Source organism: Jiangella sp. DSM 45060 (assembly GCF_900105175.1).
In the GTDB taxonomy this organism is placed as follows: Bacteria; Actinomycetota; Actinomycetes; order Jiangellales; family Jiangellaceae; genus Jiangella.
Map to the genome: position 1 here is coordinate 4,394,637 of NZ_LT629771.1, position 16,800 is coordinate 4,411,436.

Genomic DNA, 16,800 nt, shown 5'->3' on the forward strand with positions numbered 1-16,800 from the left:
TCCCCGCCCGGCGGCCCGGAGGCGAAACCGTCAGTCGTACATGCTGTCGAGGACGGCCATGTACCGCTTCTCGACCGCCTTGCGCTTCACCTTGAGGCTGGGCGTGATGTCGCCGCCCTCGATGCTGAGGTCGGCCGGCAGGATCTCGAACTTCTTGATCGTCTCCCAGCGCTCCAGCCGGGCGTTGAGCTCGTCGATCTGGCCCTGGATCAGCGCACGCACCTCGGGCGCCGCGGTCAGCTCCTCGTACGAGCGACCGCCGAGGTCGTGGTGCTCGGCCCAGTCGGCGATGGCCTCGGGGTCGAGGGTGATGAGCGCGACGCAGTAGTTGCGGGTGTCGCCGTGGACGACGATCTGGCTGGAGTGCGGGCTGACCGCCTTGAAGATGATCTCGATCTTCTGCGGCGCGACGTACTTGCCGCCGGAGGTCTTGATGAGGTCCTTCTTGCGGTCGGTGACCCGCAGGTAGCCGTCGGCCAGCTCGCCGATGTCGCCGGTGTGGAACCAGCCGTCGGAGTCGAGCACCTCGGCGGTGACGTCGGGCAGCTTGTGGTAGCCGCGCATGACGACCGGGCCGCGGACCAGGATCTCGCCGTCGTCGGCGATCTTCACCTCGGTGCCCGGCAGCGGCGGCCCGACGGTGCCGAAGCGGCAGTCCCAGGGCACGTTGACGAAGCAGGCGGCGCTGGTCTCGGTGAGGCCGTAGCCCTCGAGGATGAGCATGCCGGCCGCGTGGAACCACTCGGCGACGTCGCGGGAGAGCGCGGCCGCGCCGCTGACGAAGAACCGGATGTTGCCGCCCAGCCGGGCCTTGATCTTGCTGAAGACCAGCTTGTCGGCGAGGCCGTACTGGAACTTCAGCAGGCCGGTGGGCTCTTGGCCGTTCTGGCGCAGCTTCGACACCTTGGCGCCGACGCCGAACGCCCAGGCGAAGATCTTCGCCTTCGGGCCGCCCTCGTTGTCGACGCCGGTGATGACCCGGGAGCGCACCTTCTCGAAGATGCGCGGCGCACCGGCCATGAACGTCGGCTTCACGACGCCGAGGTTCTCGACGATGTTGTCGAGGTTGCCGTCGACGGCGGTGGCGAAGCCGATGCGCAGCTGGATGGCCTCGAGCGTCTTGCCGAACGAGTGCGACAGCGGCAGCCAGAGGTACTGGACGTCGTCGACGGAGAGGATCTTGTGGGCGTCGACCGCGACGCCCTCGTACACCCAGTTGTCGTTGACCAACCGGACGCCCTTGGGCCGTCCGGTGGTGCCGGAGGTGTAGATGAGGGTGGCCAGCGTCTCGGGTCCGACGGCCTCGAGCGCGACGTCGACGGCGTCGGGCCGCTCGGCCAGCAGGGCGCGGCCGCGCTCGTCGAGCTCGGCGAGGGTGATGACGAGGCCGTCGTGGGAGTCGACGCCGTCGTCGTCGAAGACCACGATGCGGGTGAGCTGCGGCAGCTCGGCGCGCTGCTCGAGCACCTTGGCGACCTGCTCGGCGTTCTCGGCGAACACGACGCGGGTCTCGGAGTCGCTGAGGATGTACGCGACGTCCTCGGGCGTGGTGGTCGGGTAGACGGTGGTGGTGGCGGCCCCGATGACGTTGATGGCGAGGTCGGCGAGGATCCACTCGATGCGCGTGGTGGCGGCGATGGCCACCCGCTGCTCGTGCTCGACGCCGAGGTCGAGCAGGCCCGCGGCGAACGCCCAGACGCGGTCCTTGGTCTCGTCCCAGGTCAGCGACGACCAGCCGGAGCCGCTGGGGTAGCGGTAGGCCTCGCGGCTCGGGGTGGCCTCGACCCGATCCAGGAACATCCTGCCGACCGAGGCCGGCCGCACCGCGACGAGATCTGCCTGGTCAGTGGTGCCGAGGCTCATGCGTCATTCCTCCCAATCGCCCTTGACGGGACCGGCCGGAAACGGCCAGGTGGAGGAAGGTTACGACCTGGTAGCTTCCAGCGACAGTCTGTGCGGTGCACGGGTTTCCAATCCGTGTACCGCGAGCATCCCCTCAACCGTATCCGACCAGGAGAAATCCTGGGCTCGGCGGCGCGCCGCCCGCCTCGCCGCGAGGCCGTCCGCGACCACCTCCAGGACCGCCTCCGCCATCGCCGCGGGGTCGGACGGAGCGGTCCGCCCGGACCCGCCCGTCACCAGCTCCGGCAGCGCGCCGCGGTCGCTGGCGACCACCGGGGTGCCGCTGGCCATCGCCTCCAGCGCGGCCAGCCCGAACGTCTCGTACGGCCCGGGCGCCACGACGACGTCGGCGCTGGCCAGCACCGCGGCCAGGTGTGAGCGGTCGGCGACGAACCCGGCCATCGTGACGGGCCGGCCCTCGGCCTGCTCGGCCACCATGTCGCGGACCGAGCCGTCGCCGCACACGACCATCCGGACGCTCGCGCCCCGGCTCACCAGCTCGTCGACCATGGGGACGAGCAGGTCGGGGCGCTTCTCCGGCGACAGCCGCACGGCGGTGACGATCAGCACGTCGGCGCCGCGGGCCAGTTCGGCGCGCAGCCGCGGGTCGCACCGTCGCGGGTGGAACGTCTCCAGGTCGATGCCCAGCGGCACGTGCGCGAGGTTGCCGACGCCCAGCCGGACGAACTCCTCGGCGGCCCACCGGGTGGTGCAGACGACGGTGCCGAACGACGCCGCCAGCTTGCGGTTCCAGCGGTCGGCGAGCTGCTTGGTCGGCAGCGCCCGGCCGAGGTGGAACTGCAGCAGCGCGTCCAGGCGCTCGTGCGAGAACACCGCCGACGGCACGTCGCGGCGCGCGGCCCACGGTCCGATGCGGGCCAGCGTCATGCGGTCGGACACCTCGACGCGGTCCGGCGCGATGACGGCGAGGAGGTCCTCGACGATGCGCCACCGGGTGATCATCCGGTAGCCGCCGGTGGCCGGGATGGTCGGCGCGGCGATCTCGATGACGCGTCCGTACGACGTGGCGCGCGTCGCGTTGCGCTCCCCCGGCACCACCGCCACGACCTCGTGCCCGGCGGCGGCGTACCCGTCGGCGAGATGCCGCATCATCGTGCGGATCCCGCCGGAGTGCGGCGCGACGAAATTGGCGGCCTGAAGGATGCGCACGGCCGTCACTCTGTCGGCCGTGATCAGCCCCGAGGCGACGCCGACGTGTCCAGCCGGTGAATTCCGGCGCCCACTTTCGCCACATCTTCACGATTCGTCACGACGCCATTCACGGATTGCGGCAATGGGACGCGCCTACCGCGGGCGGGCGGGAAAACCTCTGGCACCGGACCGGCTCGACCAGAGAATCCCCAGCTCACAAGATCGATATGTCCGTATTCTCCGTCGATAAGACTGACTATGTATTTGATCACGTTGATATGGAAAAATGCCCGGGGATTGAAGGGGGGCACTTGTGCCGAGGCAACGAAAGCGCGAACGTCGCGGATCGGCCGGGCTCGTCATCGCGGCTCTGCTCGTGATCGGCCTGCCACTGCTCGGCTGGGCCGGCGTGAATGCGCTCACCGGCGGCGACAGCGGCAATGACTCCGCCGCGGCGGCCGATGGTTCCCGGACCGACGCGGCCGGCGAGGCGTCGCGCGGCGAGACACCCGGCTCGTTCGAGGTCGCCCAGATCGGCCGCGAGGCCGTCAGCGCGTGCGTCGAGCGGATGGCCGCCGGCCAGGCCTACGTCGAGAGCGCGGGTGTCGGCATCGGGCACTGGGGCGAGCACGTGCAGGCGCGGACGGACATGCTCGCCGGCACCGTCGTCCAGGAGGAGATGCGCGCCATCTGGAAGCGCACCCGCCTCGCCGGCCCCGACGACGTCGCCCAGGCGACGGCCGCCCTGGAGGCGTACGACGCGCTGCCCGGTTGCGACGACCTCGGCTCGCTGGAGGGCGCGCTGCCCGAGGTCGCCGACCAGGCCGCCGCCTGCCTGGAGCGCGAGGCCGCGATGACGACCGCCGTCGCCGCCTCGACCGCCGGGCTGCAGGACTGGGCCAACCACCTCAACGCGATGGCCGCGCACGCCGACGGCGAGATGACCGCGGCCGCCGCCCAGGACCTCTGGGTCGCCTCCTGGGAGGCGGCGCCGGTGAACATCGGCGCCTACAACGACGCGCATGCGCTCCTGGCTGCGGCGCCGGCCTGCGAGTGACGGCGCGGCGCTGACGCTGCCCGCGGTCGCCGGTCCGGCGGCCCCGGCTGTGCGGGCGGGCCCGGCCGTTCCGGCGGCCCCGGCCGTTCCGGCGGCCCCGGCCGTTCCGGCGGGCTCGGCCGGCGTGGCGCGGCCGCCACGCGAGCCGATCGTCACCCGGGCCGAGCTAGCGCTGGTGTTCTCGACGCTGATCGTGCTGGCCGGCGTCGTGCTCGGCAGCGCGCTGGTGCAGCCGCCGCCGGTCGTGCACTCCGTCGCGCAGTTCGTGCACCTGGCCTGCGTGGTGCTGGGCCTGGGCAGCGTGCTGGCGGTCGACTGGTTCGGGCTGCGCTGGCAGCTGGGCCGGGGGACGCTGCGCGAGGTGGTGACGACGGCGGCCGCGCTGGCGGTGCCGATCTGGCTCGGGCTGGGCGGTCTGATGCTGTCCGGGATGCTGCTCTCGCCCGACTACGCGTCGACGATCACGCTGGTCAAGGTCGCGATGGTGGGGGTGGCGGGCGTGGTCGGCGTGCTGGCGCTGGCGGTCAGCCGGCGGCTGGCCGCCCGCACGAACCCGTCGCGGCGGCTGTTGCGGGCCGGCCTGCTGATGGCGACGACGTCGCAGCTGGCGTGGTGGACGGCGACGGTGATCGGGTTCCTCAACCGGAGCTGACCGCCCGCGACGGAACCGGTCGTCGGTCACATCTCGCGTGGTCGTCGGCGCGTCGTCACCAAGACTGTGTAGAACAGTCCCATGAACCAGACCGCCGTCGACTCCCACGAGAACTGGCTCACCCCCGACGAGCTCGCCACCGCGCGCCGTCGGCTCCCGATCCTCTACGTCAACGCGGTTCCCGTACGGGTCGACGACTCCGGTGTCGCGACGGCGGTCGGCCTGCTGCTGCGCTCGACGCCGGAGGGCGAGATCCGGCGCGAGGTCGTGGCCGGACGCGTGCTGTTCCACGAGCGCATCCGCGACGCGCTGGTGCGGCACATCGAGAAGGACCTCGGCCCGCTGGCGCTGCCGCGCATCCCGGTGTCGCCGGCGCCGTTCACCGTCGCCGAGTACCTGCCGACGCCGGGCGTCACGCCGTACCACGACCCCCGTCAGCACGCCGTCGCGCTGGCGTTCGTCATCCCCGTCACCGGCGACTGCGCGCCCCGTCAGGACGCGCTCGACCTCATCTGGCTGTCACCGCAGGACGCCGCCGACGACGCCGTCCAGAAGGAGATGCTCGGCGGGCACGGCATCGTGCTGCGGCAGGCGCTCGCGCACCTCGGCTTCCCGCCGGCGCCGGCCGTCGGCTAGCTGTGATGTCCAGCCAGGTTGTCCAACCGGCTGACGGGTGGAAGGCCACCGAGGGCTGAGTGGGGTCGGTGGTGGTTGTACTGGTGTAGCCATCCTGCCAGTGCTGAGCGGCGGGCGTGCTCTGAGCGGTAGAGCTTCTTGTAGGCCCAGCCATCGGCCAGGGTTCGGTGGAAGCGTTCGATCTTGCCGTTGGTCTGGGGGCGTCGGGGCCGGGTCCGCTTGTGCTTGATCTGGAGGTCGGTGCAGCTGTCGCGCCACAGGCGGGAGATGTAGGCCGGGCCGTTGTCGGACAGGACGCGTTCGACCGTGACGCCTCGTCCGGCGAACCAGGCCACGGCCCGGTGGAGCACGCCGGCCGCGGTGACGGCCTTCTCGTCGTCGTGGATCTCGGCGTAGGCGATGCGGGAGTAGTCGTCGATGACGGTGTGGACGAAGCAGGTGCCGACCTTTGGGTAGTAGCCGCGGCTCTTTACCCCGGTTCGGTCGCGGGTGGCGTTGCGGTTGCGGCTGCCTTGCTCGACGCCGACGAATCGCCAGCCCCCGCCGTCGGGGATGTTGCCGAACTTGGTGACGTCGACGTGGATCAGCTCACCTGGTCGTTCGCGTTCGTAGCGGCGGGCGGGCTCGCCGATGACCCGGTCGATGTGAGTCAGCCTGTTGAGCCGACAGCGGACCAAGACCGCGTGCACGGTCGAGGCCGGCATAGCGAGCTTCGCTGCGATCGGGACCGGCCCGAGTCGCTGTTTCCACCGCAGATGCACGATCTTGCGCTTAAGCGGCTCGCTGGTCCTGGCAGGCTGCGTATGACGGGCCGAGGACCGGTCGACCATCCCTGCCACGCCTTCGGCACGGTACCGGCGGGCCCACTTGTCGGCCGTGCGCCAGGACACGTGGAAGAACTCCGCCGCCCGCGACGGCGGCCAACCGTCATCGACGATCAGCCGCGCCAGCCGGAGCCGATGCTTCGGGGTCAGTGCCGCGTTAGCGTGAGCCATGAAGGCCTCCCTCGTGGAAGTGGGTCCTAGACAGCTCCACTCCACATCCGGGAGGCCTTCACCCATCTACGGCTCGCCGAAACCGATCGCACAACCTGCCTGGACATCACAGCTAGCGACCAAAGACGGCCAGGGGTCGACTTTCGGCGGTGGTGGCGCCGGCGCCGATGACCGACGCTGGCAGTATGGCCGAGCTGAGTGGTCCCGCCGCGTTCCCCGATCCGACGTCGGTCGAGCGGCTGCACGTGCGGCAGAAGCTCACCGCGATGGTGAACCGCTACGCCGTTCACGCCGTCGACGACCACGGTGGCGAGGGCCCGCTCATCGCGTTCGCGCAGCAGAAGCGCCTCGCCTTCAAGGAGCAGGTCACGTTCTACGCCGACGAGGAGCGGACCGTTCCGGTGTTCACGTTCAAGGCGCGCTCGACGTTCGACGTCAACGCGGGCCACGACGTCACCGATGCCGACGGCCAGCAGATCGGCTGGTTCAAGAAGGAGTTCCGCAGGTCGTTGACCCGGTCGACCTGGCTGCTGGGCTACCCGGTGCTCGGCCTCGAGGCGACCGGCACCGAGCGCAGCGGGCGCGTCGCGATCGTCCGCCGCGTCTGGAACCTCCTGCTCGAGGACGTCCCCAGCCCGTGGCGGTTCCACTTCGACTTCCGCACGGCCGATGGCACGCTGGTCATGTCCTCGGACCGCCGCCGGGCGCTGCGCGACGTCTACGACGTCCGGTTGCCCGTCCTGCCTGACGGCACCCGGCTCGACTGGCGCCTGGCCGCCGCGATGGCCGTCGCCCTCGACGCGCTGCAGTCGCGCTAGTTCGAGGAGCCGCCGCCGTCGGACGAGAGTGCCGCGATGAACGCCTCCTGCGGCACCTCGACCCGGCCGACCATCTTCATGCGCTTCTTGCCTTCCTTCTGCTTCTCCAGCAGCTTCCGCTTCCGCGTGATGTCGCCGCCGTAGCACTTGGCCAGGACGTCCTTGCGGATGGCGCGGATGTTCTCGCGGGCGATGACGCGCGCGCCGATGGCGGCCTGGATGGGCACCTCGAACTGCTGCCGCGGGATGAGCTCCTTGAGCTTGCCCGCCATGGCGACGCCGTACGCGTACGCCTTGTCCTTGTGGACGATGGCGCTGAACGCGTCGACGGGGTCGCCGTGCAGCAGGATGTCGACCTTGACGAGGTCGGCCTCCTGGTCGCCGGTGGGCTCGTAGTCGAGGCTGGCGTAGCCGCGGGTGCGCGACTTGAGCGCGTCGAAGAAGTCGAACACGATCTCGGCCAGCGGGATGGTGTAGCGCAGCTCGACGCGGTCCTCGGACAGGTAGTCCATGCCGAGCAGCGTGCCGCGGCGGGCCTGGCACAGCTCCATGATGGTGCCGACGAACTCGCTCGGCGCCAGCAGCGTGGCCCGCACCACCGGCTCGCGCACCGACGCGATCTTGCCGGACGGGAACTCGCTCGGGTTCGTGACGATGTGCTCGGCGCCGTCTTCCATGGTGACCTGGTAGACGACGTTCGGCGCGGTCGAGATGAGGTCGAGGCCGAACTCGCGCTCGAGCCGTTCGCGGACGATCTCGAGGTGCAGCAGGCCGAGGAAGCCGCAGCGGAAGCCGAAGCCCAGCGCCGCCGACGTCTCCGGCTCGTACACCAGCGCGGCGTCGTTGAGCTTGAGCTTGTCGAGCGCCTCGCGCAGGTCCGGGTAGTCAGACCCGTCCACCGGGTAGAGGCCGGAGAACACCATCGGCTTGGGGTCGCGGTAGCCGGCCAGCGCGGTGCTCGCCGGCTTCCCGGCGACGGTGACGGTGTCGCCGACCTTCGACTGGCGGACGTCCTTCACGCCGGTGATGAGGTAGCCGACCTCGCCGACGCCGAGCCCGCCGCCGGGCGTCATCTCCGGCGAGATGACGCCGATCTCGAGCAGCTCGTGGGTGGCCTTCGTCGACAGCATGAGGATGCGCTCGCGCGGCGTCAGCTTCCCGTCGACGACACGGACGTACGTGACGACACCGCGGTAGGTGTCGTAGACGCTGTCGAAGATCATCGCGCGGGCGGGGGCGTCGGGGTCGCCCTCCGGGGGCGGCACCTCGGTCACGACCCGCTCGAGGAGGTCGAGCACGCCCTCGCCGGTCTTGCCGCTCACCCGCAGGACGTCGTCGGGGTCGCCGCCGATGAGGTGGGCCAGCTCCGCGGCGTACTTCTCCGGCTGCGCCGCCGGCAGGTCGATCTTGTTGAGCACCGGGATGATCGTGAGGTCGTTCTCCAGCGCCATGTACAGGTTCGCCAGCGTCTGCGCCTCGATGCCCTGCGCGGCGTCGACCAGCAGCACCGCGCCCTCGCACGCGGCCAGGCTGCGGCTGACCTCGTAGGAGAAGTCGACGTGCCCTGGGGTGTCGATGAGGTTGAGCGCGTACGTCGTCCCGCTGCCCTGCGATGTGAACGGCAGCCGGACCGCCTGGCTCTTGATGGTGATGCCCCGCTCGCGCTCGATGTCCATGCGGTCGAGGTACTGCGCGCGCATGGACCGCTCGTCGACGACGCCCGTCAACTGCAGCATCCGGTCCGCCAGCGTCGACTTGCCGTGGTCGATGTGGGCGATGATGCAGAAGTTCCGGATCAGCTCCGGCGGGGTCGCCGACGGCACCGGCGCGTTCTCGCTGACTGGCACGCAGTTTCCTCGGGGCTTCGGGGTAGTCGTTCGGGACGGGGCGCGGTGTGCAGGGCGCACCACACATCATCCCATGGTCGGCCATGCGGGTGCGCCAGAAAAGTGATATCACTTAGCTATCTGGTTGGCCGGACTCGGCCGTGACACCTGGAGGACGCATGACCGAGACCCCCACCGCTCCACCGGACGACCCCTCGCGGCGGCCCTCGCGCCGCCCCGCCGACGGCGCCGCCGGCAGCGGCGGCGGCGGTGCTGGGGGCGACGGTGGGAGCGTCGGCTCGGCGGCACGCGACACCGCCGGCATCGACGCGCCCGTCCAGGGCGGCGCCGACGGCGCGGCGGGCGGCAGCGGCAGCCTCTACACCTGATCGCGGTGGCCGATCCCGAGCCCGACGGCGCCCGCCCGGCGCGGCGGCGCGAGCGGCACGCCATCCTGCTGCGCCTCGACCCCGCCGTCCACGAGGCGCTGACCCGCTGGGCGCAGGACGAGTTCCGCAGCGTCAACGCGCAGGTCGAACTGGTGCTGCGGAACGCGCTGCGGGCCGCCGGGCGCGAGCCGAAGGACGCCGGTCCGCTCCCCCGCCGCGGCCGCCCGCCGTCCCCGCCGGGCGACGACCTGCCCCGTCCGCCGAGTTGATCCCACCCGGCGACCCCCGCCCGCCGAGCCACCCCCGTCCAGCGGGCCGCCCCGTCCGGCGCGCCGCCCCCATCCAGCAGGCCACCCCCGTCCAGCAGGCCACCCCCGTCCAGCAGGCCACCCCCGCCCAGCGGGCCGGGCCGCACCGGCGACAGCTGAACGGTTCGGTCGTCGGCGCCGGAGCCGCCGGCCTGCCGAACGGGCGCACCCGCACGGTCGTCCTCGCACGGCCGTCCCCACGCGGTCGTCAGCGAACGGCAGGCCGGCGGCGGGTCGCGGCGCTACAGTGCCGACGTGGCCCGACTCCTCCGCGACCTCGTGCGCACCCTGCTGACCCCGCCGAAGCGACGGTCCGACCGCAACGGCGACCGCCGGGCCCGGCCATCGGCTCGTCCCGCCGATCGTCAGACGCCGGGCCGCGATGACGGCGACCAGGGCGAGGAGTCGCCGGGCCAGTTCGGCCGGAACGCGACCACGGAGGCGCACTCCGTCGGCGAGGTCCACACGTCGTACAACCCGAGCACCGACGGCGACCCCGATCCCGGCGAGATCGTCTGGACCTGGGTCCCGTACGAGGAGAACGACGGCCGCGGCAAGGACCGTCCCGTCCTCGTCGTCGCGCGCGAGCCCGGCGGCACGCTGCTCGCCGTCCAGCTGACCAGCAAGAACCACGACGGCGAGCGCGACTGGGTCGGCGTCGGTTCCGGCCGCTGGGACGGCGAGCACCGTCCGTCCTGGGTCGATATCAGCCGCGTCCTGCGCGTTCACCCCGACGGCATGCGGCGCGAGGCGGCGGCGCTCGGCCGCGACCAGTTCGACCTGGTTATCGGCGCGCTGCGCGACCGGTACGGCTGGAGTTGAGCCGCTCCCCCTGCCGGCCGTACGGCGCCGACGACCGGGGCGGGGCCGAATTGGCTGGTGAGCCGCCGCGCTGGTATTGTTAGCGGCTGCGCGTCGGCCCAGGTCGTTGACGCGCCCGGCCAACTCCTTGCCGCCGCGACGGTTCCCCACCGGCGCGTGTCCCGGACGAGGCCGACGCCCTCACGACCTATCCGAACCGACCAAAGGCATCAGTTCGTGGCGAACATCAAGTCCCAGAAGAAGCGGATTCTCACCAACGAGAAGGCGCGGCTGCGCAACAAGGCCGTGAAGTCGTCGCTGAAGACGGCCATCCGCAGGTTCCACGAGGCCGCCGACGCCGGCGAGACCGAGAAGGCCACCGAGGCCGCTCGCGCCGCCAACCGGCAGCTCGACAAGGCCGCCTCCAAGGGCGTCATCCACAAGAACCAGGCGGCCAACCGCAAGTCCTCGATCTCGAAGCGGGCCGCCTCGCTCTGAGGCCGAGCCCTTTTCGGCTCGACGACGGCGTCGCCCTCCACATCCGGTGGGCGGCACCGTTGTCATGCCCGCACGCCGCTCGCCTGGTCCACGCCGACTGAGCTGACGGCGTTGCATGCGGCCCGGTGCAGCTTGCACGACTGCCGTCCCGCTCGCCCAGATCTACCGGCGCGCCAGTGCCGCCAGGCTCCTCTCACCCACGTCGCCGACGCTCGGCAGGCGCCCGGCGACCACCCGCCGACACCCGCCCGGCACCCCGCGACCACCCGCCGACACCCGCCAGGCACCCCACGACCACCCGCCGACACCCGCCAGGCACCCCACGACCACCCGCCCACACTCGCCAGGCACCCCGCGGCCACACGCCGACACACGCCAGGCGTCGGGCTGGCGCTGCGTCGGCACCGTTGAGCGCGGCGTTCGATCGACCGTTCGGCGGTACCCGCGCCAGGTGCCGAGCTCAGGCGGCGCGAGCGGTCCCGATGGCGACCAGTGCGGTCGTGAGCGCGAGCGTCGCATCGTTGCCACCGCCCTTGACCGCGAGGTCGGCGTCGGCGACGGCGCGGATGGCGCGGGCCAGACCGGTCGGCGTCCAGCCCCGCAGCTGGCCACGCAGCACCCGGATCTTCCACGGCGGAATGCCCAGGTCACGAGCGACGTCGGCGTCGCGCATGCCGCGCGGCGCGCCGGCCAGCCGGGCCAGGGACCGCAGCGAAGTCGCCAGAGCACCCGTGACCAGCACCGGGTCGGTTCCGGTCTCGAGCGCCCAGCGCAACTGCTCGACCGCCTCGCCGGTCTTGCCCTCGACGGCGCGGTCGGCGACGACCCAGCCCTTCACTTCGGCGCGGCCCTCGAAGTACATCGCGACCACCTGACCCGTGACCTGCCCGTCCGGCGCGTCGACCGCCAGTTGGCCGGCCGCCGAGGCCAGCCCGCGCAGGTCGGCGCCGACAGCCTCGACCAGCTGCCGCGCGGCCACCTCGTCGATGCGGCCGCCCTGCCGGCGGACCTCGGCCCGCACGAACGAGACCTGGTCGTCGGGGCGGGTCAGCCGCTCGGCCGGGACCTCGTGGATGCCGGCCTTGCGCAACGCCGTGAGCAGCTTCTTGCCCTTGACCCCACCGGGATGCAGCAGCACCACGTAGATGCCCTCGATGGGCGAGGTCACGTAACCCACCAGCAGGTCGCCGACCTGTTCACTGACGTCCTGGACGTCGTTGACCAGCAGCACCCGGCTCGTGGCGAACAGCGACGGGCTGACGTGCTCGGCGAGGGCCCCGGGGGTCAGCTCGGAGCCGGACACCTGCGACACGTCGGCGTCGGCATCGGCGGCGCGCGCTGCCCGCACGACAGCGCCCGCGGCGCGTTCAGCCAGCAACGCCTCCGGACCGAAGACGAGCGTGACCGGGACGAGGGGGTCGGTCGATAGCGCAGCCATGTCGCCACACAGCATGTCACGTCCCGCCGACAACGTCCCGGCGCCCGCACGGGGTCGTCCGGTGTGCGCACCACACGGCCTGCGCCCCGCACCGGACAACCCGGTGCGTCGGCCAGGTGTCGCAGCCGGCCGGGCGGCCGCACACGCCTGCGGAGCGAACGCCGCGGCGCTGTCGCCGCTCGCGGCCCGCCGGTGACCACGCCGAGCCCGCCGTCGCCGGTGCGGACGACGGCGACGCTGCCGTGCTCGTCCGTGCGGTAGACCCGGACGCCGCTCGCCCGTAGCGCGCCGAGCACTCGCGGCGACGGGTGGCCGTAGGTGTTGTCGCCCACGCTGATCAGCGCGACCCTCGCGTCGACGCCTGCGAGCAGGCCGGCGTCCTGGTGCGGCGACCCGTGGTGAGCGACCTTGAGCACGTCGGCGTCGAGTCCCGGTGCGGACCGCAGCAGGGATCGTTGCGCCGACGGCTCGATGTCGCCGGTCAACAGCACGCTGACGCCGTCGACATCCGCCTCGACGACGATGCTGGCGTTGTTGGACTCGGACTCCGACGACTCGACCAGCCGGCCCGGCCCCAGCACGTCCAGCCGGAGCCGCTCCCCCACCTGGATGAGGTCGCCGACCCGCGGCACCGACGCCGGCACGCCCGCGGCAGCGAGCCGTCGCCGCACGCCGTCGGCCGACTCGGGCGGGTCGCCGAGCGGCGAGACGAGCACCCGGTCCACGTCGCGGCCGGTCAGGACGCCGTCGAGACCGCCGACGTGATCGGCGTGGAAGTGGGTGAGGACGAGCACCGGCACCTGCCGCACGCCGAGGCCGTCGAGGCAGCGCCGCACCAGCCGCGGCTCGGGCCCGGTGTCGACGACGACGGCGGATCGGTCGCCGGCCCGCAGCACGAGCGCGTCGCCCTGGCCCACGTCGCAGGCGACCACCAGCCATCCGGGCGGTGGCCAGCCCGGCGTCGGGACCGCCTTCAGCAGGCCGACCGCCAGCACCGCCGCGGCCGCCGCGGTGATCAGCGGACGGCGCAGCAAGACCGGCAGCGCGATGAGGCCGGTCACCGCCAGCACGACGCCCGCGACCACGCCGCCCGTGCCCGGCGGCCAGGGGACGACGGCGCCGGGTTGGTCGGCGAACCACCTCGCGACGGCGGCGATCCACCAGGCCGGCAGCGCGGCCAGCCACGCGCACCCCGTCGCGACCGGCGGCAGGACCGGGCTCACGACCGCGGCGGCCGCGCCCAGCACCGTCGCCGGCGCCACGGCCGGGGCGGCGAGCAGGTTGGCCGGAACCGCTGCCAGGCTGAGCTGACCCGACAGCCCGAGCACGATCGGCGTGCAGGCGACCTGCGCGGCCAGCGGCACGGCGACGGCGACCGCCAGCGGCCGCGGCAGCCACGCCAACGACTGTGTCCACGCAGGCACCAGCAGCAGGATCCCGGCCGTCGCCAGCACGGACAACGCGAACCCGGCGCTGCGAGCCAGCCACGGATCGAGCAGCACCAGCACGATGACCGCGGCGGCCAGCGTCGGCAGGCCGCGCCGCCGCCCGGCCACCGTCAACCCGACCACGGCGACCAGACCCATCGCAGCGGCCCGCAGGACGCTCGGCTCGGGCCGCGCGAGCAGCACGAACCCGACGACGCAGACCACGCCGACCACCGGCAACGCGTAGCCGCGCACGCGCAGCCAGCGCGCCAGCCCGAGCGCGACCACCAGCACGATCGCGACGTTCGTCCCGGACACCGCGGTCAGGTGCGTGAGCCCGGCGATCGTCATGGCTTCGCGCAGATCGTCGGAGAGCAGCGACTCGTCGCCGATGACCAGGCCCGGCACCAGGCCACGCGGATCGGGCGGCACCCCGCTGACGGCCTGGCGCAGGCCGGCCCGGAACGGCTCGGTCGCGCGGCTGGCGACGCTCGGCGGGCCGGTCGCGCGCTCGTCGGGCCCGGCGTACGGGCGGAACACGGCGGCGACGTCGTCGCGCGGACGGTCGGTGGGCTCGAGTCGTCCGGCGACGCTGACACGCTGGCCCGGCAGCAGGTCGGCCCAGGCGACGTCGCCGCTGACCAGCAGCACCGGCACCGAGACGTCGTGCGCCCGGCCGCGGCCGACGACGTGGTCGACCCGCAGGCGGCCGACGACGTATTCGGTGGCGGCGGCTTCCTCACCGGCCGGGCCGCCGCGCCGCACGACCGGATCGCGCGCGACGACTGCGTCCAGCTCGACGTGTGCGCCCGCCGCCGCGAACGTCGTGACCGGTCCGTCCCAGACTGGTGCTGCCCGGGCCGCGCCGACGGCGAACCCGGCGACCAGGCACAGCGTCGCGGCGATGAGAGCGCGGCGGCCGGCGGGTTTCAGCCGGCCGGCGGGACCTGGGCCGTCCGGCGACGCGTGGGCGGCTCGCGGACGGGCGCCGAGCAGGACGACCGTGACCATGACGACGGCGAATACGCAGCCCGCGAGGCCGGTGCGCCACGGCACCAGGACGCCGGCCAGCGCGCCGAGCCAGAGGCCGAGTGCGGCGGGCACGAGACGCAGGTCCAGCGCGTCGGCGGCGGCCGTGCCGGGCGCCGGGCCGGGCTCGGCGGGCGTCGCGTCCAGGCCAGGCTCGGCGGGCGTCGCGTCCAGGCCAGGCTCGGTGGGCGTCGCGGCCGGGCCGGGCGTGACGGGGCGCGTGGTGGCCTGCTCGGGGGCGGGTGCGGCTGGGCGGGGGATCGGCGCGCGGTTCATAGCGTCACCAGCGGTTCGAGTTGTGCGAAGCGCTGCTCGCCGATGCCGGAGACCTCGCGCAGCTCGTCGATGCTGGTGAACCGGCCGTTCTGCTCGCGCCAGTCGAGGATGCGGCCGGCCAGGGCCGGGCCGATGCCGGGCAGGGCTTCGAGTTCGGCGGCCGTCGCGGTGTTGAGGTTGACCGGCGCTTGCGTCGTCGGCGCGGCCGCACTGCCGCCGGGCGGGACCGGCGGTGCGGCCGGCGGCGGATCGGCGGTGACGAGGACCTGTTCGCCGTCGGTGAGGACGCGGGCGAGGTTGATCGGCGTCAGGTCGGCATCGGGCGTGGCGCCGCCGGCCGCCTCGATGGCGTCGACGACCCGGGAGCCGGATGGCAGCTCGACGACGCCTGGGCGGGCGACGAGGCCGGCGACGTGGATGACGATCGGCCCGCCGGTAGCCGGCGGATCGTCTGGGTTCACGGCGGGCGGGTCGCCGGTGGTTGGCGCGTTGGTGGGCGGGTCGCTGGCGGCGGTCTGGGCGGTGCCGGTGGCGACCAGTTCAGGCTCGATCGGCACAACCTCGGGCCGGGCCAGCAGGAACAGCACGGCGGCGCCGATCGCCCCGATGAGCACCACGAGCACGATGACGGCGAGCTGGATGCGTTCCAGCCCCAGCCGCCAGAACCGGGCCGGCGACGTGGCCTCGGCGGGCGGCGGTGGGTCGCCTGTGTGTTCGAGCTCGTGTTCGGGCTGAGGATCCGCGTCGCTGGGTGCTGCCGCTCGCCGGGACGCGCTGGCCGGCCGGGCCCACGGCGGCACCGGATCGGCGGCCGTGGTCGTCGCTGACGCCGAGTCGGTGGGTTGCCCCACCTGCCGGAACGGGACGGCTGAGCGGGAGTGCGGCGCCGGGTGCCGTCGAGCGGCAGGACGTGCGCCGAGCGGAGGTGCGTCGTCCGGCTCCGCCCAGAGCGCCGGCCCCGCGTCGTCGTCGGCCAGGGCAGGCGGTGGTTTGGTGCCGTCGTCCGCCAGGGCAGGCGGCGGTAGGGCGGCATCGTCAGCCAGGGTCGGCGGCGGTGCGGCGCCGTCGGCGAAGGCGGTCCCGTGCGCCCAGGGTCGACCAGCGACGTGCGCCACCCGGGCTCGGGCGAGCGCCGCCGTGTGGTCGTCGACGGAGCGGGAACGGAACGATCGCATGCCTGCGACGCTAGGCCGCCACACCGACCGAGCCGGGTGCCGAAACCGGCTTCTGTGGACAACCGACGGAACTGGTCAGGGCTGTGGACGGAGCGTCCTCCAGGCGTCGGAACCGGGTGGCGGCGAGCGAGCTGGTCGCCGCAGGTCATGCCACCGGTGTCGGCGAGCCGGCCGGGTTCAGCGGCGCGACGGACCGTCGCACCAGAGAGGCCGAGGACCGGCGAGCCGACCAGGTCCAGCGGCACGACCGGCCCGCCACGCCGAGGACCAGCGAGCCGACCAGGTCCGCGGCGCAGCGCGCTGACCAGGGCCAGCGGCACGACCGACCGCCACACCAAAGCGGCCGAAGACCAGCGAGCCGACCAGGGCCAGCGGCACTACCGACCGCCGCACCAAAGCGGCCGAAGACCAGCGAGTCGGC

General features: G+C 73.0%; 15 protein-coding genes. 8 read left to right on the forward strand and 7 right to left on the reverse strand.

Features of this window, described 5'->3' with window-relative positions; all coding sequences use genetic code 11:
• Positions 1-30: 30 nt before the first annotated feature.
• The gene (locus BLU82_RS19590; protein ID WP_092622783.1) at positions 31-1,863 is read right to left on the reverse strand and encodes a long-chain fatty acid--CoA ligase; all 1,833 of its coding nucleotides are present in this window, start codon (positions 1,861-1,863) and stop codon (positions 31-33) included.
• Positions 1,864-1,923: 60 nt separating this feature from the next.
• The gene (locus BLU82_RS19595) at positions 1,924-3,072 is read right to left on the reverse strand and encodes a glycosyltransferase (RefSeq protein WP_197682336.1); all 1,149 of its coding nucleotides are present in this window, start codon (positions 3,070-3,072) and stop codon (positions 1,924-1,926) included.
• Between the two features lie 295 nt (positions 3,073-3,367).
• Here BLU82_RS19595 and BLU82_RS19600 point away from each other — a divergent pair, with 295 nt between their 5' ends.
• The 3 genes from BLU82_RS19600 to BLU82_RS19610 all read left to right on the forward strand — a co-directional run bounded on the left by BLU82_RS19600 (position 3,368) and on the right by BLU82_RS19610 (position 5,399).
• Complete coding sequence (locus BLU82_RS19600) at positions 3,368-4,111, forward strand: hypothetical protein (protein WP_157741138.1); 744 nt, start codon at positions 3,368-3,370, stop codon at positions 4,109-4,111.
• Positions 4,077-4,763, forward strand: coding sequence for a hypothetical protein (locus tag BLU82_RS19605; protein WP_092622785.1), 687 nt, complete (start codon positions 4,077-4,079; stop codon positions 4,761-4,763). The genes BLU82_RS19600 and BLU82_RS19605 overlap by 35 nt, the downstream gene beginning before the upstream one ends.
• A gap of 81 nt (positions 4,764-4,844) precedes the next feature.
• Complete coding sequence (locus BLU82_RS19610; protein ID WP_092622786.1) at positions 4,845-5,399, forward strand: NUDIX hydrolase family protein; 555 nt, start codon at positions 4,845-4,847, stop codon at positions 5,397-5,399.
• Here the strand turns inward: BLU82_RS19610 and BLU82_RS19615 are convergent.
• The gene (locus tag BLU82_RS19615) at positions 5,396-6,394 is read right to left on the reverse strand and encodes an IS481 family transposase (protein WP_092622787.1); all 999 of its coding nucleotides are present in this window, start codon (positions 6,392-6,394) and stop codon (positions 5,396-5,398) included. The two genes, BLU82_RS19610 and BLU82_RS19615, sit on opposite strands and share 4 nt — an antisense overlap.
• Positions 6,395-6,579: 185 nt before the next feature.
• Here BLU82_RS19615 and BLU82_RS19620 point away from each other — a divergent pair, with 185 nt between their 5' ends.
• On the forward strand, positions 6,580-7,212 hold the full coding sequence (locus tag BLU82_RS19620; RefSeq protein WP_092622788.1) for a hypothetical protein: 633 nt from the start codon (positions 6,580-6,582) through the stop codon (positions 7,210-7,212).
• Here the strand turns inward: BLU82_RS19620 and lepA are convergent.
• Entirely contained in the window at positions 7,209-9,059 is a 1,851-nt protein-coding gene (gene lepA / locus BLU82_RS19625; RefSeq protein WP_092622789.1) for a translation elongation factor 4, read from the reverse strand. The genes BLU82_RS19620 and lepA overlap by 4 nt on opposite strands.
• 158 nt (positions 9,060-9,217) lie before the next feature.
• Here lepA and BLU82_RS34780 point away from each other — a divergent pair, with 158 nt between their 5' ends.
• The 4 genes from BLU82_RS34780 (at position 9,218) to rpsT (ending at position 11,034) form a co-directional block, all read left to right on the forward strand.
• The gene (locus BLU82_RS34780; RefSeq protein ID WP_172885493.1) at positions 9,218-9,427 is read left to right on the forward strand and encodes a hypothetical protein; all 210 of its coding nucleotides are present in this window, start codon (positions 9,218-9,220) and stop codon (positions 9,425-9,427) included.
• Positions 9,428-9,432: 5 nt separating this feature from the next.
• The gene (locus BLU82_RS19630; RefSeq protein WP_197682337.1) at positions 9,433-9,696 is read left to right on the forward strand and encodes a hypothetical protein; all 264 of its coding nucleotides are present in this window, start codon (positions 9,433-9,435) and stop codon (positions 9,694-9,696) included.
• Between the two features lie 294 nt (positions 9,697-9,990).
• Positions 9,991-10,557, forward strand: coding sequence for a type II toxin-antitoxin system PemK/MazF family toxin (locus tag BLU82_RS19635; protein ID WP_231947538.1), 567 nt, complete (start codon positions 9,991-9,993; stop codon positions 10,555-10,557).
• Between the two features lie 216 nt (positions 10,558-10,773).
• A complete protein-coding gene (gene rpsT / locus BLU82_RS19640) occupies positions 10,774-11,034 on the forward strand; it encodes a 30S ribosomal protein S20 (RefSeq protein ID WP_069113733.1) in 261 nt (86 codons plus the stop codon).
• Between the two features lie 460 nt (positions 11,035-11,494).
• Here the strand turns inward: rpsT and holA are convergent, their stop codons facing one another.
• Genes holA through BLU82_RS19655 form a run of 3 tightly spaced genes read right to left on the reverse strand, consistent with a single transcriptional unit; the run spans position 11,495 to position 16,379 of the window.
• On the reverse strand, positions 11,495-12,382 hold the full coding sequence (gene holA / locus BLU82_RS19645) for a DNA polymerase III subunit delta (protein ID WP_370246188.1): 888 nt from the start codon (positions 12,380-12,382) through the stop codon (positions 11,495-11,497).
• On the reverse strand, positions 12,319-15,204 hold the full coding sequence (locus BLU82_RS35735; protein WP_092622791.1) for a DNA internalization-related competence protein ComEC/Rec2: 2,886 nt from the start codon (positions 15,202-15,204) through the stop codon (positions 12,319-12,321). The genes holA and BLU82_RS35735 overlap by 64 nt, the downstream gene beginning before the upstream one ends.
• Positions 15,201-16,379 carry a helix-hairpin-helix domain-containing protein gene (locus BLU82_RS19655; protein ID WP_092622792.1) on the reverse strand — a complete coding sequence of 393 codons (1,179 nt, stop codon included), beginning with the start codon at positions 16,377-16,379 and terminating at the stop codon, positions 15,201-15,203. Before BLU82_RS19655 ends, BLU82_RS35735 begins: the two co-directional genes overlap by 4 nt.
• Between the last annotated feature and the right edge of the window lie 421 nt (positions 16,380-16,800).

Excerpts from the sequence above, each read along its gene's own strand:
- BLU82_RS34780 (WP_172885493.1), top strand. The coding sequence starts at position 9,218 with ATGACCGAGACCCCCACCGCTCCACCGGACGACCCCTCGCGGCGGCCC.
- BLU82_RS19605 (WP_092622785.1), top strand. The coding sequence starts at position 4,077 with ATGCGCTCCTGGCTGCGGCGCCGGCCTGCGAGTGACGGCGCGGCGCTG.
- BLU82_RS19655 (WP_092622792.1), bottom strand. The coding sequence starts at position 16,379 with ATGCGATCGTTCCGTTCCCGCTCCGTCGACGACCACACGGCGGCGCTC.
- BLU82_RS35735 (WP_092622791.1), bottom strand. The coding sequence starts at position 15,204 with ATGAACCGCGCGCCGATCCCCCGCCCAGCCGCACCCGCCCCCGAGCAG.
- BLU82_RS19615 (WP_092622787.1), bottom strand. The coding sequence starts at position 6,394 with ATGGCTCACGCTAACGCGGCACTGACCCCGAAGCATCGGCTCCGGCTG.
- BLU82_RS19620 (WP_092622788.1), top strand. The coding sequence starts at position 6,580 with ATGGCCGAGCTGAGTGGTCCCGCCGCGTTCCCCGATCCGACGTCGGTC.
- BLU82_RS19610 (WP_092622786.1), top strand. The coding sequence starts at position 4,845 with ATGAACCAGACCGCCGTCGACTCCCACGAGAACTGGCTCACCCCCGAC.
- BLU82_RS19590 (WP_092622783.1), bottom strand. The coding sequence starts at position 1,863 with ATGAGCCTCGGCACCACTGACCAGGCAGATCTCGTCGCGGTGCGGCCG.